Genomic DNA, 25322 nt, shown 5'->3' on the forward strand with positions numbered 1-25322 from the left:
CACCGCAAACCCGCCGCATAATCAAACCAACCAGATGCGCCAGATACTCTCTTAGATCAGGCCGCCAACTGGCCCAAAAACTCTGACGACGGACACCAGCGGAAACCACGTTCCTTAGCCAGAAGGAAGCTTGTCGCATGACCACCACCACGCCAGAGTACTCAAGAAGCAGATCAAAGATTAGGTGAATCGGTCTTGAGCGAACGAGTTAATTCAGAAATTTCGTCGGCGCAGGAGATCCTTCGGAGGGCAATTTCCGAGGATGTACCACTTGTGGCAATCCTCGGCCAATCCATTCACAGCGCGTCGGATGGCAAGGACAGTGTTTGCCTTGCCGCCTTGGACCGGATAGGAGTAAAAGGTTCATCCTGGAGCGAAATCTTTTCTGCTGGAAAGCTAAACGCCGAATTTTACGGCTGGCTAGCTGAGCGTTTCGAAAGGAGAACCCCTTCCAGCGAGCTGGCCTCAATTTCTGATGTTCACTTTTCGGCTGTTTTTACTTCCTCTATTGATCCAGTTCTAAAGAACATGTTTGGAACTGATGGCCGACTTCCAGAGCCAATATTGGTGGGTGATCCGCCCCCGCCGGTCAGCCGAAGCAAGCTTCGACCACGTATCTACTACCTGTTTGGAATGACAGGGGCTGGAGTGTTTCAGCCGCCATCGACCCGACTTGAACTGCGTGCGCGCCGTGCCCAGCACGCAACGCCGATGTTAAACAGCCTGTTTGACGTTTCGACACCTCTGGGTGTTATCGTTGTGGCAGGATTGAACGCCGGTCAAGACTGGCTCAATACCGGCGAAATACTTGGTCATCTTAGTCGCGCAGCGACAGAGAGCGTACTTTGGTTCGGCCCCGATCCAGGCTTCGAAGGTGAGGATGCAGAAATCTTCGAAGAACTCATAGACGCAAACGTAATCATAAGGGATGAACGCTCATTAGGGGCTGTTATTGCTGAAGCAGAGTTGCATGGCGGGTCTGCCCAACTACAGGCTTGGAACGAGCCTGGGATAGTATCGTTCGATGATGGTAAGCGTCTTGTCACAACGCCCAGCATGCGGCTTAGTACCGAGGCATCGGCCTCGATTATAGATGACGCCTGGACGGATCACCTTCAGGGATTAGACGATGGTTTAAAAGAAAGTGCATTCTCTGTTTTTCATTCCATTCCAACCAGCTCTCGGGTGTTATTTGACGGCGTCCGCCATGGCTTCGCAATTCGGCGCGATTTTGAAGACGAGCTCCAAAGAGTGGTCGAAAGGGCAATTAAGAACCATTCTAATGAGAAGGGGGCGATTATCGTAAGCGGCCAATCGGGCGTCGGAAAGTCAATTGCACTGTTTCGCATCGCGGCCTCAATTAGGAAGAAGAGGTCAGCCGCCGTGCTTTTTGCAAGAGACCGTCTTCCGCTTGCGGTCGAACTTGGTGCGTTCTTGTCTGATGTTGATCGGTTGGATCACGTCACCCTCTTAATCGTTGATGCACTGGCTGCACCACGACGCTACGACACCCTCTTGGAAAGCTTTCGCAGCCGCGGCCATCGTATCGTGTTACTCGGTTCTTCATACAATACGGAAATGGTTGAGCACCGGCACGAAGGTCGCTTGGTCAATGCTCGCGCAGGACTCAGTGATGTAGAGCGAGAAGCTCTCGTCGAGTTATCCGAACAATTCAATCCTGGTCGAGAGATACAGGACAAAATAATTGCATCAGAGCATGTGCTAGCGCAGTTCTTTTGGCAACTTCCCCAAAGCAGATCAAGCTTAGCGAGGGGCTTAGTGCAAGAAGCCAGAAAAACCGAGAGAGTACTACGCGACCGTGGACGGTCGAAAAAGCCGGTCAAAGAAGTGGGTGCGCTCGCATTTGCTCTCCTAGAAGCGGGATATCGATCAGAGGCACCGATCTTGACTCAGCAGCCGGAAGCACAGAGCGAGAACGATTCTGCCGGCAAGCTCATCGACTACATCATGGCGTGCTCACGAGTGCATCGGTGGGTACCAATAAATCTGATTTTGCGGGCTCTGATGTCCGAAAGTCTAGCTTCACAGACTGGTATTGACATCGACCTTGTTCGCGAACTGTTTGAAGGAAATGATCTCTTCCGATGGCGGTATCATGACAACTCGGAGGACCAACTTCTTGTCGGAGCACGACTTCAACTCGAGGCTCAGTTGATCTGTGACCAACGACTTGGAGGAGCGGCATATGAGGCTAAGGCAATATTGGAGCTTGTCTCAAACGCAACACGCGCCGGACCGGATGGGGCGGAGGAAACACGGTTCGTTGCAGATATTGTCTATGCCCTTGGCCCAGATGGCCCGCTAGGAGAGCGGTATTCTGAGAGTTATGGTGAAATAGCAGCTGCTTTGACGTTACTTAGAAAAACTCGTGGTGTTCGCAATGCGCGTCTGATGTTACAGGAAGCCACTCTGCGTCGACACCATATCCGGAAGAACGAAACGAACCTGTCTGACGAAGATCGTTTAAGTATCTTGGACGAGGCGAGAGAGTCCGTTGAGGAGGCCCTGACCGATATTTCATTACCTAGCGGTGGGCTGAAAGCTGGGCGTCGTACGGTTGAATACCTTTGGGTTGAGCGAGCAGCAACATATGGATTTCTTGCAACCTCAGCGGCAAGAAACAATCATTCCACAGAGACAATTTGGGCTAACTACCTTGCTGCTCGTCAGGCGGTACGGAACGCTACTAGTAAGTCAGGCACATATTTTCCCATCGATATTTCGTTGTGGACTGCGCTTGGACTGCTTGAGTCCGATACTCACTTTGGGATTGAGCAGTCTGCAGAGCTAAAAGCGGATGTTGCAGCAACTATCGACATGGTAGACTTAGATGAATTGGACTCCTCGCAGGAAGAGAACTTCCAGCGGCAACGGCTAAGGGCTGCTGAACTTGTTGGCGACCTTGAAATGAGTGACGAAGCTTTTGACGCACTGGAAAAGGTCGGCTCTTCTGTTGGATACTACTTCAGAGCAAAAAATCTGGCGCCGTTGATCTCCTTTGAACAGGACTCAATCTCAGAGCCTGATCTCAGAAAGGCGAGGGCTGCAGCCGAATACCTCTTACAACATAGGGACCGCATCTCCGACGATAGCAGATGCATGCGCTTGTTACTTAGGTGCCTTTGGGTGTGGAAGACCGAAAGCCAAATGTTGCGCGGGCTACATGGTCCGCTTCCATACTCAGATGATGACAGGAACGAGATCCTCGGCGTCCTAACCGATCTGTCGTATTCAACTGGCGAAGACCTCCAACCAAATACCCGATACCTTATCGCAGTGTTCCGTTGGCTTGCTGGTGACGAACAGAGTGCCATTACTCAGTTTCGCCAACTTTCTCGAGATACCGAGTACATTGAAGGAAAACGTGTGCTGCCGCGAAATGTGATAACTGGCGCCACTCGTGAACCCATTATTTTCTCTGGAATTGTTCAACGGCAAATTGGAGAAAACCGTTGGTCAATCCACGTTGGCGAGCTTGGCCGCAAGGTAGATCTCGTTGAGGGAGGATGGGTGCGAGATGTATCAATCGGAAAGGAGTTGAAGTTCTCAATTTCATTCAACTACTTAGGCCCTATCGCGTCTCGACCAAGTTAGGACGTGGCATGGATGGTTTCAGTAAGATTCAAGACAAGGTCACTGCACTAAGAGCGTTGTGTGCAGAAAACATCGGCGAAACTGAGATTAGGGAAATCTCGGTCGACTTGCCCGAGTGTCCGTATGATGAACTGTACTTCCGGAAAGCGGTTTCTTGGCTTTATGTCCTGTTCAACGAAACGGGTCCTTTCTTGCGGTTCGCAGCAAAGCTGCTCCGAACCGATTCGCAAGTGAGCGAGAGATTCAAAAGTTGCAAATTCCTGGTTGAATGCGCTCGAACGGTGCACGCACATAACCTGTCTCAGGAAAATGCAAGCGATGAAAAAAGGAAAAGGCAGCATGATATCTGGATAATCCAAAACGGCGGTGATCCTGTTGACTGGGTCAAGTGCTGCAAGTCCCTTATGGACGAGGCGGAATTGGTGTTGCAGGATATTCTCTTAAAGATCGAGAAGATCTGTGAGATTGATTTTGATAAGAGGGAGCTATGGCGCGAGTATGCTTCTGACAAGCGCACGCATTGGGATGTTCATGAGTTTGATCCGATTATTGAAAAAGCTGCTATTGATCTGGAGATTGACCAACTGGACTATTCGCAATTTCGAAAAGACGGAGGGCGTCAGGAAAAATGGCGCAAGTACGCAGCTATGTTTGATTCGAGGGAGGCTGCAGAAAAAGCGGTCGAACGCGCAATTCTTACGGAGTTAGCCTCTATATTTGGCGTTGCACCTGTACCGTGAGCTTTTTTGGCGCAGAGGGTTTTGATGTTCGGAACGAAATCTTTGCTGCACACTTTGCTGCACAATTCGTAACACTCAACGATCCTGCGCCCAGCGAATTCAATACCTTAAGTGTTTGACTTAAAACAACTTTCGGACTTCGTCTCCGCCACATTCAAATGCTGAATCCGTCGAGGGGCCCCGATTGGGGCCTTTTTTCTTTTTGTTTCAAAGGGCGTTGGCAGGGCCATCCGCCCTTCGGAGACTCAGCGGTTGACGCAGAACCGGTCTCCGAATGGACCGGGTCTCTCTTCGAGCGCCCCTCGATGGCCATGGGACGGCGTAAAACATCCTTGCATTTTCAATGGGTTGCCGCGTTCACGGGCTCGCCCCGTTCGCGAGGTAATCCGGTGACGGAGACCGACACGAAGGCGCAGGGCGGTCGGGAGGACGGCTCCGTGGCGGCCGATCCCCAAGTCCGGCGGCAGCGTTCGAAGCGAGCCAGGAGCCTGCCGGAAGTCTCTGATGACAAACAGACTTCGTGCCCATAGCCTGGCGCAATGTCGAACGGGGCGTGGACAGATGAAGAGAACGACCTGATCGTCGCGGATCACTTCGCGATGCTGGCCGACGACATTTCCGGGCGCCGCTACAGCAAGGCCGAGCATCGCCGCGCGCTCATTCCGCTGCTGAACGATCGGTCCGAGGGGTCCATCGAGTTCAAGCACCAGAACATCAGCGCGGTGCTGAAGGGGCTCGGCGAGGACTGGATCCCCGGCTACAAGCCCGCGTTCAACTTCCAGATGACCTTGGTAGATGCCGTGGCGCGGTGGCTGGCGCTGAACCCGGCCTGGCTCGGGCGCCAACCGGGACTGCAACCCGCCGCTGGCCTACGCGAGGCGGCGCAGATCTGGATCGGGCCGCCGCCGACGCTGTCGAACCAGCCGCCGCCGCAGGAACTGGACCAGATGCTGCATATCGCCCGCAAGTTCGACGTGGCGGGCCGGGACGAGCGCAACCGGGCCCTCGGACGCGCGGGCGAGGAGCGCGTGCTGGCGCATGAGCGCGCGGCCTTGCGGACCGCGGGACGGGACGATCTGGCGCGCAAGGTGCGCTGGGTGTCGGACGAGGATGGCGACGGCGCGGGCTACGACATCGCGAGTTTCGCCCCGGACGGGTTACCGCGGCTGATCGAGGTCAAGACGACGAACGGATGGGAGCGCACGCCCTTCCACATCACCCGCAACGAACTGGCCGTGGCCGAGGAGCGTCGGTCGGAATGGCGTCTGTTCCGCCTGTGGAATTTCTCACGCGAGCCGAAGGCGTTCGAACTGCACCCGCCGCTTGACGCGCATGTCTCGCTGACGGCGACAACGTTTCAGGCGAGCTTTCACTGAGGATCAGTCGAACACCCGCTCCGGCTGTTCGTGCCACGGCAGGGCCGCGACGTCGGTCAGTTTCAACAGGGTCACGGCGGGCACCTCGCGCTTGTAGACCAGTCGCTTGAGGACACCCGGCGCGAGATAGGCGAGCCGCAGCTGGCGGCTGACATGGCGTTCGGCAAGCCCCACCGCTTTCGCCAGATCGGTCACCGTGTTGAATTCACCAGCCTCCATGCGCCGCCGCCAGCCCCACGCCCGATCGATGGCGCGCAGGATATGCGGATCCTGTGTCCGGTCTTCGCTGGGCAGATAGGTGGCGGGCGGCATGATCTTCGGCCGCCCGTTCTGCTTGCGGACCTTGAGCGGCACGAAGATCTGGAGGGACTCGTCTGGTTTCATCATTCCGCCGCCGCCTTCTTTCGTGGCGCCATCATGTCGCGCATGACGCCCGAGACGCCGTCGGTCCGGACATCGATCACCAGCCCCTCGGACGTCACAGTGACCCGGCGCACCAGCAACTGCACGATCCGGGTCTGCTCCGCAGGGAACAATTGGCCCCAGACGTCCTCGAACGTCTGCAGCGCGGAGATCACGTCGGCCTCGGCGAAGGCGTGATCCTCGCGCGCCAAATGGGCGATGACCTGTGCCGTGATCGACGGGGCGCGCATCACCCGCCTCAATTCTGTGACCACGGCCGCTTCCACGAGTTCGGCAGGAAGACGGCGCGGGATGCACTCATCGCTGGGTTCGCGATTTTTGATGACGTCCATCGAGACGTAATACCGGTATCGCCGCGCGCCCTTCTTCGTGCTGCTCGGGGTCATGGCGGCGTCCGTGGCCGTAAAGATCAGCCCTTTGAGCAATGCAGGCGCCTGCGCGCGGGTGTTGTTGGCGCGCTTTCGTGGGCTCTCGCGCAAGATGGCATGGACCTGATCCCATAGCTTCTGGTCGATGATGGCCTGATGCTCGCCGGGATAGGCTTTGCTCTTGTGGACGGCGTCGCCGCGATAGACGCGGTTCACCAGCACTCTGTAGAGGTATCCCTTGTCGACCAAGGTGCCCTGCTTGTTGCGGAGCCCTTTGCGGCGCAGTTCGCGGGCCAGCACGGTCGCTGATCCGACCTCGACGAAACGTTCGAAGATGCCCCGCACGGTGGCGGCCTCTTCCTCGTTCACCACGAGCTTGCGGTCCTTCACATCGTACCCGAGCGGGACGTAGCCGCCCATCCACATTCCCTTCATCCGGGAAGCGCGGACCTTGTCGCGGATGCGCTCGGCTGTGACCTCGCGCTCGAACTGGGCGAAGCTGAGCAGGATGTTCAGCGTCAGCCGCCCCATGGAAGTCGTCGTGTTGAAGGACTGCGTGACCGAGACAAAAGTCACGCCGTTGCGGTCGAAGACCTCGACCAGCTTCGAGCAGTCCATCAGCGAGCGCGACAGGCGGTCGATCTTGTAGACGACCACCACATCGATCAGGCCTTCCTCGATGTCTGCCAGAAGCTGCTGGAGGCCGGGCCGTTCCAGCGTCCCGCCCTAGATGCCGCCGTCGTCATACTGATCGCGGACCAGCACCCAGCCTTCGGAGCGTTGGCTGGCGATGTAGGCCTCGCAGGCCTCTCGTTGGGCGTGCAGGCTGTTGAACTCCTGTTCGAGCCCTTCCTCGGAGGATTTGCGCGTGTAGATGGCGCAGCGCTGGCGGCGGACGGGATTTGCGCGCTGGTCCATCAATCACTCCCCCGCTTTCGTTCGCGCAACCCGAAGAAGCGGTAGCCATTCCAGCGCGTCCCGGTGATCGCTCGCGCGATCGCGGACAAGGATTTGTACGGTCGCCCCTGCCACTCGAAACCGTCCCGCAAGACGGTGATGGTGTGCTCGACCTCATTCCATTCGCGGATCAGCTTTGTGTCGACCACGGGATTGCGAGGATCGGCGATCTGGCTCTTGCGCGTCAGGGTGCCGCCGACCTCGTCGGCCAGCAGGCCCAGCATGCGCCGGTTTCGCGATCAGGGCCGCCATACGTCAGTTCCTGGATGCGGTAGGCCAACCGGCTCTCAAGGAACGCTGGGCTGTTGTTCGGCGCTGCCGAGGCAAAGATCGTCTGCCACTCTGACTTAAGCTGGGTGACGGACATGGAGTTCAGCGCAGCTGTGCCGATCAGAAGCTTTCGGCGGAAAAAGTGTCTTGGATCATCTGGTTCTCCGTTCGAGATTACATGTGTGGACTGGCCGGTCAAAGATCGACCCGCCTGAGCCGCAACGCATTGCTGATCACCGAGACGGAGGACAGGCTCATCGCCGCCGCCGCGATCATCGGCGAGAGCAGAAGTCCGGTGACCGGGTAGAGAAGCCCTGCCGCGATGGGGACGCCAAGGGCGTTGTATGCGAAGGCGAAGAACAGGTTCTGCTTGATGTTGCGCAGGGTGGCGCGGGCGAGCTTGCGGGCCCGCACGATGCCCATCAGGTCGCCGCCCAATAGAGTGATGCCTGCGCTTTCCATCGCAACATCGGCTCCGGTGCCCATGGCGATGCCCACATCGGCAGCGGCCAGCGCGGGCGCGTCGTTCACCCCGTCGCCCGCCATCGCGATCTTGTGGCCTTCTCGGCGCAACTGGTCGATCAGGTCCTTCTTGGCCTCGGGCAGGATTCCCGCGCGCACCTCGTCGATGCCGAGCTTGCCCGCCACCGCCTGTGCCGTGCGCTCGTTGTCGCCGGTCGCCATGATCACGCGCAGCCCCTGGGCATGAAGTTCCCGGATGGCCTGCGCGGTACTCTCCTTGATCGGATCGGCGACCGCCACAATGCCGACGAGCGCGCCGTCGAGTGCGATGAACATCGCCGTCTTGCCCTCGGCGCGAAGGGTGTCGGCCTTTGCCTCGGCCTGCGTGGAATCGAGCCCCATCTCCTTCATCATCGCCGCATTGCCGAGCGCCACCGCGCGCGCGCCGACGCGGCCCTGCACGCCCTTGCCAGTCACGGCGTCGAAGTCCGTGGCCTCCTGACGTGGCGCACCCTGCGCCTCTGCTCCCTCGACGATCGCTTCGGCCAGAGGGTGTTCCGAGCCGCGCTCCAGCGCCGCAGCCAGCGACAGCAGGTCGGCCTCGGTGACGTCGCCCAACGCCACGGTGTCCGTCAGTTTCGGCTTGCCCATGGTCAGCGTGCCGGTCTTGTCGACGATCAGCGTGTCGACAGCGGCCATACGCTCCAGCGCCTCGGCGTCCTTGATCAGCACGCCCGCCTGTGCGCCGCGCCCTGCCGCCGTGGTGATCGAGATCGGGGTCGCAAGCCCCAGCGCGCAGGGGCAGGCAATGATCAGCACCGACACGGCCGAGGCGATGGCGAAGACCAGCGCGGGCTCGGGGCCGAAGATCATCCAGACGACGAAAGCGACGATTGCGATGACGACCACGGTTGGCACGAATACCGCCGACACGCGGTCGGCCAGACCCTGGATCGGTGCGCGCGAGCGGCGCGCGTTCGACACCATCGCGACGATTTGCGCCAGCACGGTATCAGACCCGACCTTGCCCGCCTCCATCACCAAGGAACCGTTCTTGTTGATCGTTGCACCGGTCACCGCATCGCCCGGTCCCTTTTCGACCGGCATCGACTCGCCGGTCAGCATGCTTTCGTCCAAGGACGATCGGCCGTCGATCACCGTCCCGTCCACCGGCACGGCATCGCCGGGGCGCACGCGCAGCCGATCGCCCTCCATGATGTTCTCGAGCGGCGCGTCGTATTCAGTACCGTCCGGCAGGATGCGCCTTGCGGTCTTCGGCGCCAGGTCCAGAAGAGCGCGGATCGCATCCCCGGTGCGTTCGCGCGCTCGGAGTTCCAGCACCTGGCCCACGAAGACCAACGCGACGATCACCACCGCCGCCTCGAAATAGGTGCCGACGCCGTGGCCCATCCGGTACTGTTCCGGAAACACGCCCGGCAGGAAGGTGGCGACGAGCGAGTAAAGGTAGGCCGCCGCCACGCCGATGCTGATCAGCGTCCACATGTTGGGGCTGCGGTTCACGAAGGAGTCCCAGCCGCGCCGGAAGAAGGGCAAGGCGGCCCAGAGGATGATTGGCGTGGCCAGCACGAACTCCAGATAGCTTGCGGTCTGATGCCCGATCCAGTCGCGCACTGGCAGCGCCACCAGTTCGCCCATGGTCAGGATGATGAGCGGCACCGCCGCGGCAGTCGAGATCCACATCCGTCGGGTGAAGTCGGTCAATTCCTCGCTGGGCTCGTCCGAGGGCACCATCGGCTCCAGCGCCATGCCGCAGATCGGGCAGGCCCCCGGCGCGTCGCGAACGATTTCGGGATGCATCGGGCAGGTGTACTGGACGTTGGCCGGAGCAGCCTTCTTCTGCCCGGCGGCCCGGCCCGAAGCGTAGAACCACGGATCCGCCTTGAACTTCGTCTGGCACTTCTCCGAGCAGAAATGAAAGGTCTCGCCCTGGAACTCGGCGTGACGTCCGTCCGGCTTGACCGCGACTGTCATCCCGCAGACCGGGTCCTTCGCCGTCTCGGTCCCCGCCGGGATGTCGGGCGCCGCGTGATGGTGATCGTGCTCCATGGTCTGCCAGCCTTTCGGTATCTCGTTTCAGCTTGCGGCCTCCAGCCGTTGGAAGCTCAAGCCCTTTTCATTGGTGGTCGTGAGCGCCTTCTCCAGGCCTTCTCCGCATCGCCACCCAAAGCAGCGGCAAACCCGACACGAGGCCGAAACCGAGCACTGCCCAGGCTGCGCGCCCAAAGTCTCCGCTGACCGCCTCTCCGCCGAAATGCGCCAGCAGGAAGCTTGCCGGGACGATGCCCGCCAGCGTCGCGAGCGCGAACCGCCAGACATGCAGACGGCTGAGTCCGGCAGCGTAGCTGATCATGTCGAAGGAGACGAAGGGCATCAGCCGGCTGGCAAAGACCGTCGCCGTCAACGCGGATTGGGACCCGAGCAGCCCGGCATCGACGCGATCGCCGAACACCCGCCGCAGGACGTCATGCCCCAGAACCCGCGCGAGGCCGAATGCGATCAGCGCCCCGAGCTCCGCGCCGATCACGACCTGCACCGTACCCCAGAGATGTCCGTAGGCCGCTCCCGCCGCCAGCGCGATGGGTGCACTCGGGATCGGGCTGGCCACGACCGCGACGGTCATGAGCGTAATGATCAGGGCCGGGCCCCAGAGACCCGCATGCGCCACCAGCATTTCCAAGCGCTCGCCGTCCAGAAGTCCGCGAGCCTCGGCGAACACCGAGGGCGCGACCAACCAGACGCCGAGCAGGACGATCCCGAAGATCGTAAGGCCCGCGAGAATGGCGACGCGCAGGCTCATCTCAGATCGCCTCGACGGCCTTCGCCAGAAGGTCGCGGACATCGCCCGCCACGGCCGTCAGTCCAGCGTTCTCGATCGCTTGCATCGACGCCACCGGATCGATGGCGCTGACCTCTACGCCGCCCTCGACCTCGCGCAGAATGACATTGCAGGGCAGCATCGCACCCACCCGCGGCTCTATCCCGATCGCCTGATGCGCCATCTTCGGGTTGCAGGCGCCGAGGATGCGATAGGCCGGCATCTCGACATCGAGCTTCTTTTTCATCGTTGCCTGGACGTCGATCTCGGTCAGGACGCCGAAGCCATGATCCGCCAGCGCCTGTCGCGCGCGGGCGTCTACGTCATCGATTCCGGTGTCGGGGACCATTCGATTGATCGTATAGGTCATTGCGAACTCCTTTCTTCTATTTCCGAAGATACTTGCTCAGCGCTGCTATGGCCAAAACCACCAGCACGAGGATCAGCAGGCCGAAGAGCCAGCCAAACCCCATCCCGAAACCCATTCCATGCCCATGTCGTTCCAGTTCATCATCTCAAATTCCCGCATTCTTGCTTCAGGGTGCCCTGTTCCCGGCCCTCGCGAAAACTTGGGGCAGGACTGATTGGTAGCGGGACGTCGGGGCGCTCGATCCGAACGCCCCGCCCGGATCAGACCGAGGCTGTGACCGCACACTCTGTCATCATGCCCGTCGTAAGGCGCGGCATGTGGTGACAATGCAGCATCCAAAGGACGACCTCGAGCGCGTCTCGGGAGAAATCGACCATCGAGGTCTGCGCGACAGTATAAACCGGATTCAGGAGCGCCGGCTTTATCCAACGCTCCTGGATCTTGCTTTACCTGAAAGCGGTCACGGTAAGCTTTCCATTGACTCGGTCCGCGACGAACTCGATGTCCTGTCCTTCAGACATTTTGGCGATCATGTCCTCATCGGCGCGGAACACCATGGTCATCGCAGGCATATCAAGTGCGACCAGGGGACCATGAATGATCGTTACCTTTCCGGCTTCGGCGACGATTTTCTTGATGGTTCCGGTTGCATACTCGACATCTGGTTGCGCCATCTGCTCGCCTACGACGATCGGTCCATGCATGCCGGATTCGTAATGGCCCGGGATCAGGCATGCGAATTCAAATGAGCCGGTGTTCGAGAAGGTCCAGACAACTTCACCGGACGCTCCCGGATCCAGCCGGACCGAATTGGGATCGTCATGCTCCATGTCCATCTTGGCCATGGCTTCTTTGTGCTCGGCGTTGCCCATCATCGTATCAATGACGAATTCATGCTCCAATTCACCATTGTTGACCACAGTGAAGCGGATCGTCTCGCCCTCGACGATATCCAAGGATTTAGGCTCGAACAACATTTCGCCGTCATCCGTTTCCCGCATCGTCACGTCAATGGTGCGCGTCACCTTGGCAGGGTCGCCGGGCACGCCGATCATCATTTCCTCAGCCATCGCAGCGTGATCATCGCCGTGCCCACCTTCGTGGATTCCGGCGGCGAATGCCGGCCCGGTGAGAGCGAATGCGAGAGTTGTCGTCAGAAGAAGTTTTTTCATTTCTTTGTCCTGTGGTCTCGTAGGTTGAATTGAAGAGCCATTCAGCCCTTGGAGGTCGGTTTCGGTGTGAGGAGGGTCTTGGGGCTGTTGTTGGTGGCGAACTCTGGCAATTCACCAGTCCATTCATAGGCTTGTTCGCCCGGGGGGTTTTCGTACCAGCCTGGATCCGAGTAATCGTCCGCGCCGATGCCATCGCGCACTTTGACGACCGAGAACATGCCACCCATTTCAATCGGGCCATGCGGCCCCCAGCCTGTCATCATCGGTATGGTATTGTCCGGAAGCGGCATTTCCATCACGCCCATATCGGCCATCCCGGCGGTACCCATGGGCATGTATTCCGGTTGGAACGTGCGGATCTGCCGGGCCAGTTGCGTCTTGTCCACACCGATGAACGTTGGCACATCGTGGCCCATCGCATTCATGGTGTGATGCGACTTGTGGCAGTGGATCGCCCAGTCGCCCAGGTGATCGGCGACGAACTCGTAGGCCCGCATGGCACCCACAGGGATGTCGATGCTCACCTCCGGCCATTGTGCGGTTTCCGGCACCCACCCGCCATCGGTGCAGGTGACCTTGAAGTCGTAGCCATGCATGTGAATCGGGTGGTTGGTCATCGTCAGGTTGCCGACGCGCACGCGCACCCGATCGCCCCTGTTGACGACCAGCGGGTCGATGTCCGGGAAAATCCGGCTATTCCATGTCCAGAGGTTGAAATCGGTCATCGTCATGATGCGTGGCACATAGGTGCCTGGGTCGATGTCGAACGCATTCAGCATGATGAGGAAATCACGATCCACCGGCATGAAGGCTGGGTCTTTCGGATGGACCACGAACATGCCCATCATTCCCATGGCCATCTGCACCATCTCGTCCGCATGCGGATGATACATGAAGGTTCCGGATTTGATCAGATCGAACTCGTAAACGTAGGTTTTACCAGGCGGAATCCCAGGATGCGACAGCCCGCCAACCCCGTCCATGCCAGAAGGCAGGATCAGCCCATGCCAATGGACCGTGGTATGCTCGGGCAGCTTGTTCGTGACATAGATGCGCACCCGGTCGCCCTCGACCGCCTCTATGGTCGGGCCGGTGGACTGGCCGTTATACCCCCAAAGATGCGCGATCATGCCGTCGGCCAGCTCTCGCTCGACGGGTTCGGCAACAAGGTGGAATTCCTTCACACCGTTGTTCATTCTATGTGGCAACGTCCATCCGTTGAGCGTGACGACCGGATTGTAGTCCGGTCCCGAACTGGGGCGCGGCGTGATCGCGGTTGCCGCGCTGTCCATCTGCGCCGCCTCAGGCAGTCCCATGTTCAGGGTCTTGCCCCATGCCTGGCCGGAGACCAGCGCTGCACCTGCGGCGCCAGCCCCGAGCAATTGACGTCTGTTCAACATGTCATTTCCTTTCAGTGTCCAGCGCCGCCACCGGCGGCCAGTGATACGCCTTCTCCACCGGCACCCGCGCTGCCTGCACCACCGCCGTAGATCGCAGCGGTCAGATCGGCCTGGGCCATATAGAATTCGCGTTTCGCATTTGCTGCCTCCAGTTCGGCGCTGAGCTTCTCGCGCACGTCCGTCAGCAGCTCAAAAGTGTTGGTGATCATGCCGTTGTAAGACAGCAGACCTTCTTCCTCGGCGGTCGTCCTAAGTGGAACGAGTACGTCACGGTAGTGTCGGGCGATTTGGTAGGATGCGTGATATGCGGTTTCCGCACCGCGCGCTTCGGATCGGACGTTGACGGCCCGCTCGGCAAGCACGTTGGCCGCTTGCAGATAGGACAATTCCGCCGTGCGCATCCGGGCCTTGCCACTGTCATAGACCGGGATCGCAAATTCCACTTCCACTTGCGGAGTGGTAACGGTTTCCGTTTCGCCGTCCTCTACCTCCCGCTCTGCCTCGAACCCCGCGACGATTTCAAGATCGCTGACAATGCGGGTCTGGTCGGTCAAGCCAAAGGCCCAGGCCTGTGCTTCCAGGCCAAGTTTGGCAACGCGCAGATCAACCCGGTTTTGCAACGCTTTTGCTTCAATGTCAGTCACATGACCGACGGAACCCGGCAGGGCAGGAAGCGCGTCGGGCACATAGAAATCGACTTCGGCGCCCCAGAGTCCCATCAATCGGGTCAGTTGCTCTTTTGCCTTGGCCGCATCAAGCCGCGCCCTTGCAAGTTGCCCGGCAAGCTCTGCGTTGAACGCCTGTTCGCGGGCCTGCCCGGCCTTGTTGAGCGCCCCCGTCTCGCCCAACCTGAGCGCCAGTTCCGAACCAGCGTCCGAAGTCGCCTTGGCGCGGGTCAGGTAGCCAACGGTTTCGAAAGCCGCAACGGCGTTGATCCAGGCCTGACGCGTTTGGTTGGCGAGGGTGAGCGTATCGTTCACGGCGCTCAGTTGCGCTTGACGAAAGCTGGCATCGGCGATCGCCATTCGCTGCTTGCGTGTGGTCGCATCCAGAATGTTGGTGCGGATCAGGCCCTCGACGGCCCGATAGGCACCCAGTTCCGGAGCGCCGATTCCCAGAAGCCCGATGGAGACGACGGGATTTTCCGGCGTCGCTTGCTGCCATGCTTCGGCTGCCGACAGCCCCACATTGGCATAGGACGCCTGTAACCCCTTGTTGTTGAGCAGCGCGACTTGAACGGCGGTATCTGCCGATATTGTCCTGCGATGCACCATGCCGTGCACTTCGCGGCTCAGCGCCTCATTTTCGGCCTGCGTCTGGGCAAAGACCGCGCGTTTGCCAATCGCCGGCGTGATCTGACCGGCCACATTGGCAAAGCCCGCCTTTTGCTCGGTATAGACGCCGGGCACCGCGGTCGCGCAAGCTCCCAGCAGCAGCGGAAAGCCGATTGCGAGCGGAGATTTCGATATCCGCATCAGTTGTCCTCCGACTGTTCTTGATTGACGGACCGCCAGTCGCGTGGGCCAGTGGGGCCACGATAGGTGTAACCAGCGAATGGATCTTGGTAGGACACTGGTGATGAAATGGTCGGGTCGCTGATCGCCAGTTGCCCCGCCACAGCGGGCAACGGCGTAGGCTCGTAGGCGCACGCGCCAAGCAAGAAGGCCGAAGCCCCGATAGGTAGAAGTATTTTCATGAATGGAACCTGACTGATTGACTTCGAACTCACGCACAACCGTGCGCAAGGCAAAGACCCGCTAAGGGTCTTGGGTCAGATCAGGAACCGGGGAGGTCGCAGAAAACCGGCGGGTTTGATCGAGGTCGTCTGCACGAGACGCGCCGCGTATCTGCTGCTGGTCACATGGTCAGAAAAACCGACGCCCGTCTCGATGAGGACGCCCGAAACACATATTCCGCCACAACACTGAGTGGAGAACTGGTCTCCATCATCTGCCGTTGACATTGAGCCGCATGTCTCGTGCAGCGAAGCAGACGGCGTCGTTCCGTGCGAACCGGCACTGTCCGCATGTTCCCGACTGGCGGCAACGGTGTGATGGTTGCCATGCATGCCCGACGCCGCATGGGACACAGAGGGCAGGGAAAACACCAGAGCAATCGCAAAGCAAAGGCAAACAAGCGACTTCAGCCAAGCAAAGATATGTAATTGCAGGTGCATGTACGGGGTGTCCGCAAATTAAGAACATTTGTCAATCCATCCTGTATCGGAAGGAAGCTGACTTTCGCGTGAAATGGCTAGCACTTCGCCGGGAACGCGGCCCCAGCCAACAGGAGAGTGTGTAAGCGGCGGACTGACCGTCCCTTGATCCTCACCTTCTACTCGCGCCACGCTCGTTCGCATACCGAGTAGAGGAACGTAGCGGACCAGGTCAGCACCATGAAGCCGCCGAGCGACTGCATCATGTTGATCATCCGTATCGTCCCCCCGGTCTCGATCTGCGTGTAGCCGAGCGTTGCAAAGTTGATGCCGGAGAAGTAGATCAGCCCGCCCCAGCTCGCGTCGTAGCTGCCCCCGAGGCCTCCAAAGCCGCCCCAGCCTAGCAGTGCCCAGTAGACTACGGCAAAGGCGAGGATCTCGATCGTGTGGAGCGTCAGCAGACCGAGGAACACGACCATGATGGCCGCCTGCGGGCTCTCGTTCGAGTTCGGCTTCATCCCGCGAACCGCCAGGAGGCCATAGTGGTGGCCGATCCCAAGTGCGCCAACCAGCACAAAACCGAGCAGAAGAGCCACCCTTCATCTCCTTCACGAACTTAAGGTGCCGCCGGACGTGACCGGTCAGACGCGAGAGGCGCGCCGCTATCCCAGCCAATACATCCGGATCGGCATCCAGATCGCCATGGCGATCATCATCAGGTTTTCGCTCAGCGAGACGAAGCCGAGCGGCACGTTACTCGATCCGCCAACGCAGGCGCATTTCAGTTCGCGCTTGTCGATGTAGACCGCCTTGAAGACCGAGACCGCGCCGACCGTGCCGATAAAGAGCGCGACCGGCGCTGCGACCCAGATCAGGGCACCCGCGATCATCAGGATGCCGGCTAGGGCCTCACCGAACGGGTAGACGTATCCGTATCGGACCCAGCGGCGCGCCAGCAGGTCGTAGTTCAGGAACATCGTCGAGAAGCTCTCGACGTCTTGCAGCTTCTGGACCGCCAGCAGGCACATGCTGATCGCGATGAACCATTCGAACGCCCGGATGCTGAGCAAGGTCCCGAACGCATACCAGCTGACCGCGAGGGCCATGAGGAAGGCGACCGAAAAGACCGCGATGACCGGCTGATAGCTGGTCTCGCCTTCGTCCTTGACCTCCTGCCCGAAGTGCTCGCGCAGGTCGTCGTAGCCGCCGATGCGCTCGTCGCCGACGAAGATCTGGGGGGTCGTGTCGACGTCGTACTCTCTTTTGAACGCTTCGGTCTCGTCGCGGGTCTTGAGGTGGTGATCCTCGACCGTGAATCCGTGGCGTTCGAGCAGGTCCTTTGACTTGAGCCCGTAGGGGCAGAGGTGATCGGGCATCACCATCCGGTAGAGCGTTGCGGTCTTGCCGCTCTGATCCAGTGCCATGTGGAGCCTCCTTCGAGAAGTTCGATTCTCCTATTTCAATCGGCCTGGCATCCATAGAAGCCGCGATAGCCAACCGTCGGTCCCTGATCGAGCTCGAAGACGAGCTCGGCGTCCGAACGCCAGTCGGCCTCGTCCCCGAGCGGACGGACGGTCATGGTGACGCCCAGTGCAGTGAACTCGAGACCGCCATCGGTCTCAGCGCCCGCCTCGAGGGGCACGAGCACGCCGTTGAGCTTCGTGGCTGCCAGGCCGCCCTCCGACGCCCACAGGATCGGATCGGTCTCGAGGCTGCGGTTGAAGACGCAGCGGGGGCCGAGCGGCGTTTGACGGAACGGTGCATCGTGGTGTCAAGCGTCCACCGGACCGCGTCCGCGTGCTGGTCGGATGCCGCCACGTTGTAGGCGCCCGTGTAGGCGATGGTGAGCCAGACCGCGACAGCCACGAGGAGCGTCCCGATGATGCCGCCGATGATCCCAATGGCCAATGGATGCTTCTGCATGAATGATCTCCCCTGCTGACCGCTGTGACGAACCGGATTCTGTGCACGATCGCCCGAGGTACTCCTCTGGAGTATGCTTCTTAAACAGGAGGCCGCCGCCGTTGTTCCCGGAAACTTTTCAGGTCAGAGGTGGTTCATCCGGCACGAACCGAGGCTTTGAACGATGAAAGATCGCAAGCAGGACGCACTTCAGCGGCTTGCCCGCCTTGGGGGCCAAGTGCGCGGCGTCGCGCGGATGATTGAGCAGGACCACTACTGAATCAACATCCTGAACCAGGCGCTCGCGGTCCGTTCCGCGCTTTCGCAGGTCGAGATGTTGATCCTTCAGGATCATTCGGATGGATGCGTGGAAGACGCAATTCTAGCGTCTGTCCCAGAGGAACAGCGCCAGAAGTTTCGTGAGCTAGTCAACGTGTTCGAAAAGGTCTGTCGGTAGCGGCGGATGGTTCTAATACAGATATTTATAACAATGACTTAGGGTGGAGAGGGTTGGATTTCAGGCCCGTCCCCTCCGGCAGACCGCCTTCGCGACTGAAACCCGGCCTGCGCGCGAAGCGCTGGCTGATACCTTGCCGTTTGCTCTGTCCATTTTACTTCTCATTGATCAGCTTTGTTGCCGTTGCCTTGATAATGTCGAAGCCTTTGCGGACGTCCTCGTTCTCCGGGCTCAGGAAGTGTTGCAGGGCGATGCCGAATGAGGCGGAGAGGATGAAGCGGGTCACCGCAGTGGCCGAGAAGCTGTCCGCGCGCGCGCTGTCGGTCTCGTCGCGCACGATGCGGCTTTGCATGATCTGCGCGACGCCCGAGGTGAAACCGGCCACCTCCGCCTGGAAGTCCGGCGAACTCATCGCGAAGTTGAAGAATTCCAGGAAGTTCCGGTAGGTGTCGGGGCTGTCATTGAGAACCGAGGCGTTGTAATCGACAAGCGCGCCCATCCGTTCCGCCATGGTATCATGCCCGCGAAGCCGGGTGTCGAGGCCCTCCATATAGCCCTGCTGCATGCGCTTGAGAACCGCGGCAAAGAGGCTGTCCTTGTTGCCGTAATAGTAGCTGAGCTGGCTGAGCACGACGCCGGCTTCCTCGGCGATCCCGCGCAGGGTGACCGCGCCGCAGCCGCGCGTCGCGATCGAGCGGAACGCGGCGTCCAGAATGCGTTCCGCCGCAGCCTCGCCCTTGGCGCTCGCGGCGGCGTCCTCAAAGCCAGAGTATCCTGTGGTTTTCACCCTCGGCATCACGCCCCTCCTGTTCCCGTCAGATCGACCTGCCGAGTGAAGAGACCGAGCCGTTCCCACTTCAGCGGCCGCGCAATTTCCTGATGATCGTCACGATAATGGCCGTAGCGATCGCACCGCCCGCGAGGCCGCCACCCGCATCGCCCAGCATCGCGAAAAACGAGTTTTCGTTACCGACGATCATACCGACCACCTGACCGAGAACAAGCCCTCCGGCGCCCCCGGCGGTGATTTTGACCGTCTGCCTGATGTCTTCCCATTTACGATTGGCGCTGATCATTTGGCCGCCAAAGATGCCCATGGCGAGCTGGACGACGAGTGTAACGAACACTTCCATTCAATATGCCTCTTTCATGTCGTGAAAACCGTGTTTGACGCGGGGTTTGACACGGGCGGGGGGCCAGTCACGGGATCGCCGCCCATGCACTGGTCTCTCATCTTTTGTTTTCACCCGGATGCTTGCTGTGTCTGACTGCCTTCAACGCCGTGTCGAAATGGGCGGCCGAAATCGGGAACGGCGCGAAATCCTGGCCGTGCTGAGCCTCGATCGACGCCGCTATCGCCTGCATCTTGGCCCTCTGGCAGAGCGCCGCCAGATCCGCGCCGTTGAGGCCCTGGGCCGCCTCGGCGATGCGGGCGAGATCGACATCCCCGTCAAGGGGAGCGTTTTGGCAGTGCACCTTGAGAATGGCAAGACGTGCGTCCCGGTCAGGCTCCGGCAGGTCGATGACAAGATCGAACCGGCCCGGCCTCAGCAACGCCTGGTCGATGATATCGGGCCGGTTGGTGGCGGCCAGGACGACGACCCCGGAGCTGCCATCAATCGCGTCGAGTTCAAGCAGGAACTGACCGACCATACGATCGCCGATCTGGCCATCGCCGGTGCTCTTGCCACGGGTCGGCGCAATCGCGTCAAGCTCGTCGAAAAAGAGGATCGAGGGCGCCGACTGACGGGCGCGGCGGAACACGTCGCGGATGCCGCGTTCGGATTCGCCCACCCATTTGGACAGGAGCTCGGGGCCGCGCGCGACAATGAAATTCACCTCCGTCGTCGTGCCGACCGCCTGCGCCAGCAACGTCTTGCCCGTGCCCGATCCGCCGGTCAGCAGAATGCCCTTGGGCGCATGGGCGCCAGCATGCCGGAACCGGGCGCCGTAGAGCAGCGGCCAGTCGATCGCCTGTTGCAGCAGGCGCTTTTCCTTCGCCAGTCCCCCGATGTCGTCCCATTGGGTCTCCGCGATATCCGTCGAGAGTTCGCGGATGGTGGACAGGCGAAAACTTGCCAGCGCGTCCTGAAAATGCGCCATCGTGACAAAAAGCGGCGCGCGCGTATCGCCGCTCTGATCGCCTCTTTGACTGTCGCGCGCGCTGGCCATGCCCGCCTCCCGGCAAAGCGCGGCCAGATCGGCCCCCAGAAAGCCATGCGTCACGGCGGCCACCCGCTCCAGATCCACATCGGCAGACAGGGGCATGAACCGCGTGTGGATGTCGAGGATTTCACGCCGTCCCGCCTTGGTCGGCGGGTTGATCGAAATCTCGCGGTCAAAGCGGCCCGGCCGCCGCAGCGCCGGGTCAACGGCATTGGGCAGGTTGGTCGCGGCCATGACCACCACCTTGCCGCGCGAGGTCACGCCATCCATCAGCGCGAGAAGCTGGCCCACGACCCGCTTTTCGACCTCGCCCAGCACCGTTTCCCGGTTCGGGACAAGGGCATCGATCTCGTCGATGAACAGGATGGTGGCCGGGTGTTTCTGTGCCTCTTCAAAGACTTTTCGCAAGACCTCCTCGGACTCGCCATAATGTTTCTGGATGACTTCGGGGCCGTTAATCGACAGGAAGAAGGCATCGGTCTGTTGGGCGATGGCGCGGGCGATCAGGGTCTTGCCGCAGCCCGGGGGGCCATAGAGCAGCAACCCGCGCGGCGCCTCGACGCCAAGCTGCGCGAAGATTTCGGGGCGCCGCAAGGGCAGTTCGACCATCTCGCGGATACGGGCGATCTCGGTGGAGAGGCCGCCGACATCCTGATAGGACACCCGTCTGTTGCGGGGATCGACGACGGAAATCGACGTCTCCCGATCAACCAGGACCGGCCCGGGGGGCACGGTTTCGACCACACGCAGACACGCGCCGTCCTGCTCGATCAGGGTGCCGCGCATCAGCACGCGCTCATTGAGCGTCTGCATGTCGGGAACAGGTATGGGCCGGGGTGTGGCGCTGTCTTCGGCACCGAAGAAGCGCGCCAAAGCGCCGCCCTTTGCCGGGGGTTCGCGGTCCACGACGCCAAACACGATGCGCGTGGCAGGTGTCGGCTGCACCGCTTCGATAGTTACTGCGCCCGTTCCTGCGCCAGTCGCCGCGCCAAGCATCGGAGCGAGGGCAAGATGTCCCCGCGCGATGTCCTTATGCGCCACAAGGCGGCCAGCCGCCCGCGCCACCGCCGTGACCATCACGCAATCGCCGTCCCTCCAGCCCCGCGCCGCCATATCGTCAGGGTTCAGCGCAACGTGATCGCCCCTCCCGCCGGATGTGGCGGGAGGGGCGGAAAGCGTGAACGCCGCAAAGGCGTCGTCAGTCATCGTCATCCCTGACTGCGGCTGATGGCCTGGCCTATGCCCGGCACCGCAGGGATGCGCACGCGCTTGATGTCCTTCACCATGTACGGACCGAAGGCGAAGGTGAACAGGCCATAGCTGATAAAGGCGACATGGAAGGACCAGTAACCGTTCAGTGCGAAGATGCCTGTCTTGAAGTAGGGCAGGAAGGTCAGCGGCAGGAACGACAGACCCGAGAACATCGCAAGCGACGCCACCCATTTCGGCACCAGTCCGGGTTTTTCCTTGTCGGTCATGACCATGATGAAGATGGCGGCCACCTCGATGGTGGTGATCCAGTAGGTCATGTCAAAGAAATACCAGGCAATGAAATGAACCATCTTGATTGTTTCAGGATCGGCAACCCCGGCCACTTCGGCGCACCAGGCCCACATCGCGGGGACGAACATCAGCACCCAGCCGGTCAGAAGGCCGCCGCACAGCTGAATAAGAGACAGGATCGGGACCGTCTCGCGCCGCCACATCTGAACGCTTACCTGACAGGCCCAGACCAGATAGAGAATGCCGAAAGCGGTTGAGAGGCTTTGCCCGAGCAGGATACGATCCTGATATTTCAGGTAGAAATTATCGACGAGTTCCTGCGCCGTGAACGACGGATCGGGCGGCGGATAGTTATGCGCCATGACCACCCAGGCCAGGCCATAAAGCACGACAAACGCCGGGCCGCACCATGCCGCCAGTATTTGAATTTGACGCGTTAATTTTTCATCCATGACGGACCTCCGAGGGGTAAGGTTCAAGCGCCGGCGCTGGCGAGCCCGCAGAACGGACTCCCGACAACTCACCCTCAAATATCAGACGGACGTCCGATTGTCCACGCAAATGCCGAAATGGACGCCGCAGCGCCACGGCAGAGAAAAAGCACAATGAACTGAAGGCGTTGCCCACCTCAACCAGAACCTGTTTCCGCCCCTGTGCCATGCTCACCTCTGATCGCGGCATGGCGCGATGACTTCAACCATCACCGCCCGCGTTCAAGCCTCGCCGGCCGGACACCGGTGGAATATGTTAACCGCTCAAAGAAAGACCAACCCCTGAACAGAGCTAACTTGTTGACGCTGGCTTCAGGGGGAGAAGGTCACGATGACCTGGAGGGCATGCCGGATTGAGCGGACAAGAGTGGTTCTTCGGTACGCGCAGAGCCACGACCATACAACGCTTGAAATGAGGCAAAACCCCGGAACTCTGGCATCCGATCCAAATTCGCACCCAGCAGAAACGAAAACCGCAGGCCACAGCCGCCGGCATTTCACCGGGATGTCATCAGGTGCCTGCGATTGACCGGCACGCCTTGCTCATCTTCAACAAACAGCAGAACTCTGATCAAGCTGCGGGGTTGCAGGGCTATCTGCCCCGCCTCAGCCGCTGAACAGAAAGTGCAGAACGTCGCCGTCCTTCACCACATAGCCCTTGCCCTCTGCCCGCATCTTGCCCGCGTCCTTGGCGCCCTGTTCGCCGCCACAGGCAACGAAATCGTCATAGGCGATGGTTTCGGCGCGGATGAAGCCGCGTTCGAAATCACCGTGGATCACCCCCGCCGCCTGCGGTGCGCGCGTGCCTTTGGCAATGGTCCAGGCGCGGGCCTCTTTCGGGCCTACGGTGAAATAGGTCTGCAGGTCGAGCAGTTCATAACCCGCGCGGATCAGCCGATCGAGGCCCGCCTCGGTCAGCCCCAGTTCGTCGAGGAACATCGCCGCCTCTTCGGCGTCGAGCTGGCTGATCTCCTCTTCGATCCGGGCCGAGATGACAACCGAAGCGGCCCCCTGCGCGGCCGCCATTTCCTCTACCCGCTGCGAATGGGCGTTGCCGGCGGCGGCTTCATCCTCGGCCACATTACAGACATAGAGGATGGGTTTGGAGGTCAGCAGTTGCAGCATGTCCCACGCCTTGCGGTCATCCTCGGCCACCTCGACGGTGCGGGCGGGTTTGCCGTCTTCCAGCGCGGCCAGCGCGGCTTTCAGCAGGCGTTCCTGCTGCACCGCGTCCTTGTCGCCGCCGCGGATCTTGCGCACGATGTTTTGCAGCCGCTTCTCGATCGATTCCATATCAGCCAGCATCAGCTCGGTCTCGATGGTCTGGGCATCTTCCACCGGGTCCACCCGGCCTTCGACATGGGTCACGTCGCCGTCTTCGAAACAGCGCAGCACATGGGCGATGGCATCGCATTCGCGGATATTGGCCAGAAACTGGTTGCCCAGCCCCTCGCCCTTGCTGGCGCCTTTCACCAGACCGGCAATATCGACAAAGGTCATCCGCGTGGGGATGATCTGCTTTGATGCCGCGATCTCGGCCAGCCTGTCGAGCCGCGCATCGGGCACCGCCACCTCCCCCACATTGGGCTCGATCGTGCAGAAGGGGAAATTGGCGGCCTGCGCCGCAGCCGTTTTCGTCAGCGCGTTGAACAGCGTCGACTTGCCCACATTGGGCAGCCCTACGATCCCGGTCTTGAAGCCCATGGCCCTCTCCTTGGCGTGCAATCGCGCGCATGTAGGGGCGCCGGGGTGCAGAGGTCAAGCCGGGCATTGATTTTCCGCCCCTTATACCGCAAACCGCCATGGATCAGACAATGAGGACACCATGACCCGCATCGACCGCAAATTCGCCGCCCTGAAGGCCGAAGGGAAGAAGGCGTTCGTCGCCTATGTGATGGCGGGCGATCCAGATTACGATACCTCGCTGGAGATCATCAAGGGCCTGCCGGGCGCGGGTGTGGACATCATCGAGATGGGCATGCCCTTTACCGATCCGATGGCAGACGGCCCGACCATTCAGCTTGCCGGCCAGCGGGCGTTGGACGGTGGGCAGACACTGGAAAAGACGCTGGCGATGGCGCGCGAATTCCGCAAGGGCAATGATGAAACGCCGATCGTGATGATGGGATATTACAACCCGATCTACAATCGCGGCGTGCCGAAGTTTCTTGAAGATGCGAAAGCGGCGGGGATCGACGGGCTGATCGTGGTGGACCTGCCGCCCGAAGAAGACGCGGAACTGTGCATTCCGGCAGCGAAGGCCGGGCTGAATTTCATCCGCCTGGCCACCCCCACCACCGATGACAAGCGCCTGCCCAAGGTGCTGCAGAACACCAGCGGCTTTCTCTACTACGTCTCGATCACCGGGATCACCGGCGCGGCTGCGCCGCAGGCCATCGACGTGGCACCGGAAGTGGCCCGGATCAAGGCGCAGACCGATCTGCCGGTCGTGGTGGGCTTCGGCATCCGCACGCCGGAGGCCGCCGAACAGATCGCGGGCATTGCGGATGGCGCGGTGGTCGGGTCTGCGATCGTCAAACTGATCGAAGAGCAACGCCCGCTGGACGAGATTCTGGCCTATGTCAAAAGCCTGGCGGATGGGGCGCACCGGGCCTGAGCCACCGGGAACGCCGCATCACGCAATGAAAAACCCGCGCAC

The 25322-nt window shown here is 60.5% G+C and carries 23 protein-coding genes and 3 pseudogenes; 6 read left to right on the forward strand and 20 right to left on the reverse strand.

Annotation, left to right across the window (positions count from 1 at the left end; all coding sequences use genetic code 11):
* The first annotated feature begins 195 nt into the window (after positions 1–195).
* The 3 genes from GGR17_RS11265 (at position 196) to GGR17_RS11275 (ending at position 5731) form a co-directional block, all read left to right on the forward strand.
* Positions 196–3615 (forward strand): hypothetical protein, encoded by a 3420-nt coding sequence (locus tag GGR17_RS11265; protein WP_157445592.1) that lies wholly within the window; start codon positions 196–198, stop codon positions 3613–3615.
* A gap of 8 nt (positions 3616–3623) precedes the next feature.
* A complete protein-coding gene (locus tag GGR17_RS11270) occupies positions 3624–4355 on the forward strand; it encodes a hypothetical protein (protein WP_054539673.1) in 732 nt (243 codons plus the stop codon).
* A gap of 539 nt (positions 4356–4894) precedes the next feature.
* Positions 4895–5731, forward strand: a complete 837-nt coding sequence (locus tag GGR17_RS11275) for a DUF3883 domain-containing protein (RefSeq protein ID WP_054539674.1) — start codon at positions 4895–4897, stop codon at positions 5729–5731.
* Between the two features lie 3 nt (positions 5732–5734).
* Here GGR17_RS11275 and GGR17_RS11280 read toward each other — a convergent pair whose 3' ends face one another.
* The 15 genes and pseudogenes from GGR17_RS11280 to GGR17_RS20365 form a co-directional block, all read right to left on the reverse strand.
* On the reverse strand, positions 5735–6118 hold the full coding sequence (locus GGR17_RS11280) for a hypothetical protein (protein WP_054539675.1): 384 nt from the start codon (positions 6116–6118) through the stop codon (positions 5735–5737).
* Positions 6115–7440: pseudogene (locus GGR17_RS11285) on the reverse strand (recombinase family protein). Before GGR17_RS11285 ends, GGR17_RS11280 begins: the two are co-directional and overlap by 4 nt.
* A pseudogene (locus tag GGR17_RS11290) lies at positions 7440–7846 on the reverse strand (DUF2924 domain-containing protein). Before GGR17_RS11290 ends, GGR17_RS11285 begins: the two co-directional pseudogenes overlap by 1 nt.
* 98 nt (positions 7847–7944) lie before the next feature.
* On the reverse strand, positions 7945–10278 hold the full coding sequence (locus GGR17_RS11295; protein WP_054539676.1) for a heavy metal translocating P-type ATPase: 2334 nt from the start codon (positions 10276–10278) through the stop codon (positions 7945–7947).
* Between the two features lie 67 nt (positions 10279–10345).
* A complete protein-coding gene (locus tag GGR17_RS11300; RefSeq protein ID WP_054539677.1) occupies positions 10346–11029 on the reverse strand; it encodes a TVP38/TMEM64 family protein in 684 nt (227 codons plus the stop codon).
* Position 11030: 1 nt separating this feature from the next.
* A complete protein-coding gene (locus GGR17_RS11305) occupies positions 11031–11417 on the reverse strand; it encodes a DUF302 domain-containing protein (protein ID WP_054539678.1) in 387 nt (128 codons plus the stop codon).
* 260 nt (positions 11418–11677) lie between these two features.
* Positions 11678–11794 carry a multicopper oxidase domain-containing protein gene (locus GGR17_RS20505; RefSeq protein WP_157445593.1) on the reverse strand — a complete coding sequence of 39 codons (117 nt, stop codon included), beginning with the start codon at positions 11792–11794 and terminating at the stop codon, positions 11678–11680.
* A gap of 69 nt (positions 11795–11863) precedes the next feature.
* Positions 11864–12589, reverse strand: a complete 726-nt coding sequence (locus GGR17_RS11315; protein ID WP_054539679.1) for a copper-binding protein — start codon at positions 12587–12589, stop codon at positions 11864–11866.
* Positions 12590–12630: 41 nt separating this feature from the next.
* The gene (locus GGR17_RS11320; protein ID WP_157445594.1) at positions 12631–13989 is read right to left on the reverse strand and encodes a multicopper oxidase family protein; all 1359 of its coding nucleotides are present in this window, start codon (positions 13987–13989) and stop codon (positions 12631–12633) included.
* 11 nt (positions 13990–14000) lie between these two features.
* Positions 14001–15464: a TolC family protein gene (locus GGR17_RS11325; protein ID WP_054539681.1), complete on the reverse strand. Its 1464-nt coding sequence runs from the start codon at positions 15462–15464 to the stop codon at positions 14001–14003.
* A gap of 296 nt (positions 15465–15760) precedes the next feature.
* Positions 15761–16165 (reverse strand): hypothetical protein, encoded by a 405-nt coding sequence (locus GGR17_RS11330; protein WP_157445595.1) that lies wholly within the window; start codon positions 16163–16165, stop codon positions 15761–15763.
* Between the two features lie 158 nt (positions 16166–16323).
* On the reverse strand, positions 16324–16740 hold the full coding sequence (locus GGR17_RS11335; protein ID WP_054539682.1) for an ion channel: 417 nt from the start codon (positions 16738–16740) through the stop codon (positions 16324–16326).
* A 66-nt stretch (positions 16741–16806) separates the two neighbouring features.
* The gene (locus GGR17_RS11340) at positions 16807–17568 is read right to left on the reverse strand and encodes a glutaredoxin family protein (protein ID WP_054539683.1); all 762 of its coding nucleotides are present in this window, start codon (positions 17566–17568) and stop codon (positions 16807–16809) included.
* A gap of 35 nt (positions 17569–17603) precedes the next feature.
* Complete coding sequence (locus tag GGR17_RS11345) at positions 17604–17792, reverse strand: hypothetical protein (RefSeq protein WP_054539684.1); 189 nt, start codon at positions 17790–17792, stop codon at positions 17604–17606.
* 393 nt (positions 17793–18185) lie between these two features.
* Positions 18186–18401 carry a hypothetical protein gene (locus GGR17_RS20365; RefSeq protein ID WP_054539685.1) on the reverse strand — a complete coding sequence of 72 codons (216 nt, stop codon included), beginning with the start codon at positions 18399–18401 and terminating at the stop codon, positions 18186–18188.
* On the opposite strand from GGR17_RS20365, the gene GGR17_RS20675 reads away from it, so the two are divergent.
* Positions 18381–18503: a hypothetical protein gene (locus GGR17_RS20675; protein WP_456237034.1), complete on the forward strand. Its 123-nt coding sequence runs from the start codon at positions 18381–18383 to the stop codon at positions 18501–18503. The genes GGR17_RS20365 and GGR17_RS20675 overlap by 21 nt on opposite strands.
* Positions 18504–18657: 154 nt before the next feature.
* Here GGR17_RS20675 and GGR17_RS11355 read toward each other — a convergent pair whose 3' ends face one another.
* The 4 genes from GGR17_RS11355 to GGR17_RS11370 form a co-directional block, all read right to left on the reverse strand.
* On the reverse strand, positions 18658–19299 hold the full coding sequence (locus GGR17_RS11355) for a TetR/AcrR family transcriptional regulator (protein WP_054539686.1): 642 nt from the start codon (positions 19297–19299) through the stop codon (positions 18658–18660).
* A gap of 61 nt (positions 19300–19360) precedes the next feature.
* On the reverse strand, positions 19361–19636 hold the full coding sequence (locus GGR17_RS11360; RefSeq protein ID WP_054539687.1) for a hypothetical protein: 276 nt from the start codon (positions 19634–19636) through the stop codon (positions 19361–19363).
* 97 nt (positions 19637–19733) lie between these two features.
* The gene (locus GGR17_RS11365; protein WP_054539688.1) at positions 19734–21875 is read right to left on the reverse strand and encodes an AAA family ATPase; all 2142 of its coding nucleotides are present in this window, start codon (positions 21873–21875) and stop codon (positions 19734–19736) included.
* A 2-nt stretch (positions 21876–21877) separates the two neighbouring features.
* The gene (locus tag GGR17_RS11370; protein ID WP_054539689.1) at positions 21878–22624 is read right to left on the reverse strand and encodes a hypothetical protein; all 747 of its coding nucleotides are present in this window, start codon (positions 22622–22624) and stop codon (positions 21878–21880) included.
* Positions 22625–22799: 175 nt separating this feature from the next.
* Between GGR17_RS11370 and GGR17_RS20370 the strand changes: the two are divergent.
* Positions 22800–23020: pseudogene (locus tag GGR17_RS20370) on the forward strand (integrase core domain-containing protein); the annotation flags it as partial.
* Between the two features lie 249 nt (positions 23021–23269).
* On the opposite strand, the gene ychF reads toward GGR17_RS20370, so the two are convergent.
* Entirely contained in the window at positions 23270–24367 is a 1098-nt protein-coding gene (gene ychF, locus GGR17_RS11375) for a redox-regulated ATPase YchF (protein ID WP_054539690.1), read from the reverse strand.
* 121 nt (positions 24368–24488) lie between these two features.
* Between ychF and trpA the strand changes: the two genes are divergently transcribed.
* Complete coding sequence (gene trpA, locus GGR17_RS11380; RefSeq protein WP_054539691.1) at positions 24489–25280, forward strand: tryptophan synthase subunit alpha; 792 nt, start codon at positions 24489–24491, stop codon at positions 25278–25280.
* Positions 25281–25322: the final 42 nt, after the last annotated feature.

It is taken from the genome of Actibacterium naphthalenivorans, assembly GCF_014196965.1.
GTDB lineage: Bacteria > Pseudomonadota > Alphaproteobacteria > Rhodobacterales > Rhodobacteraceae > Actibacterium_A > Actibacterium_A naphthalenivorans.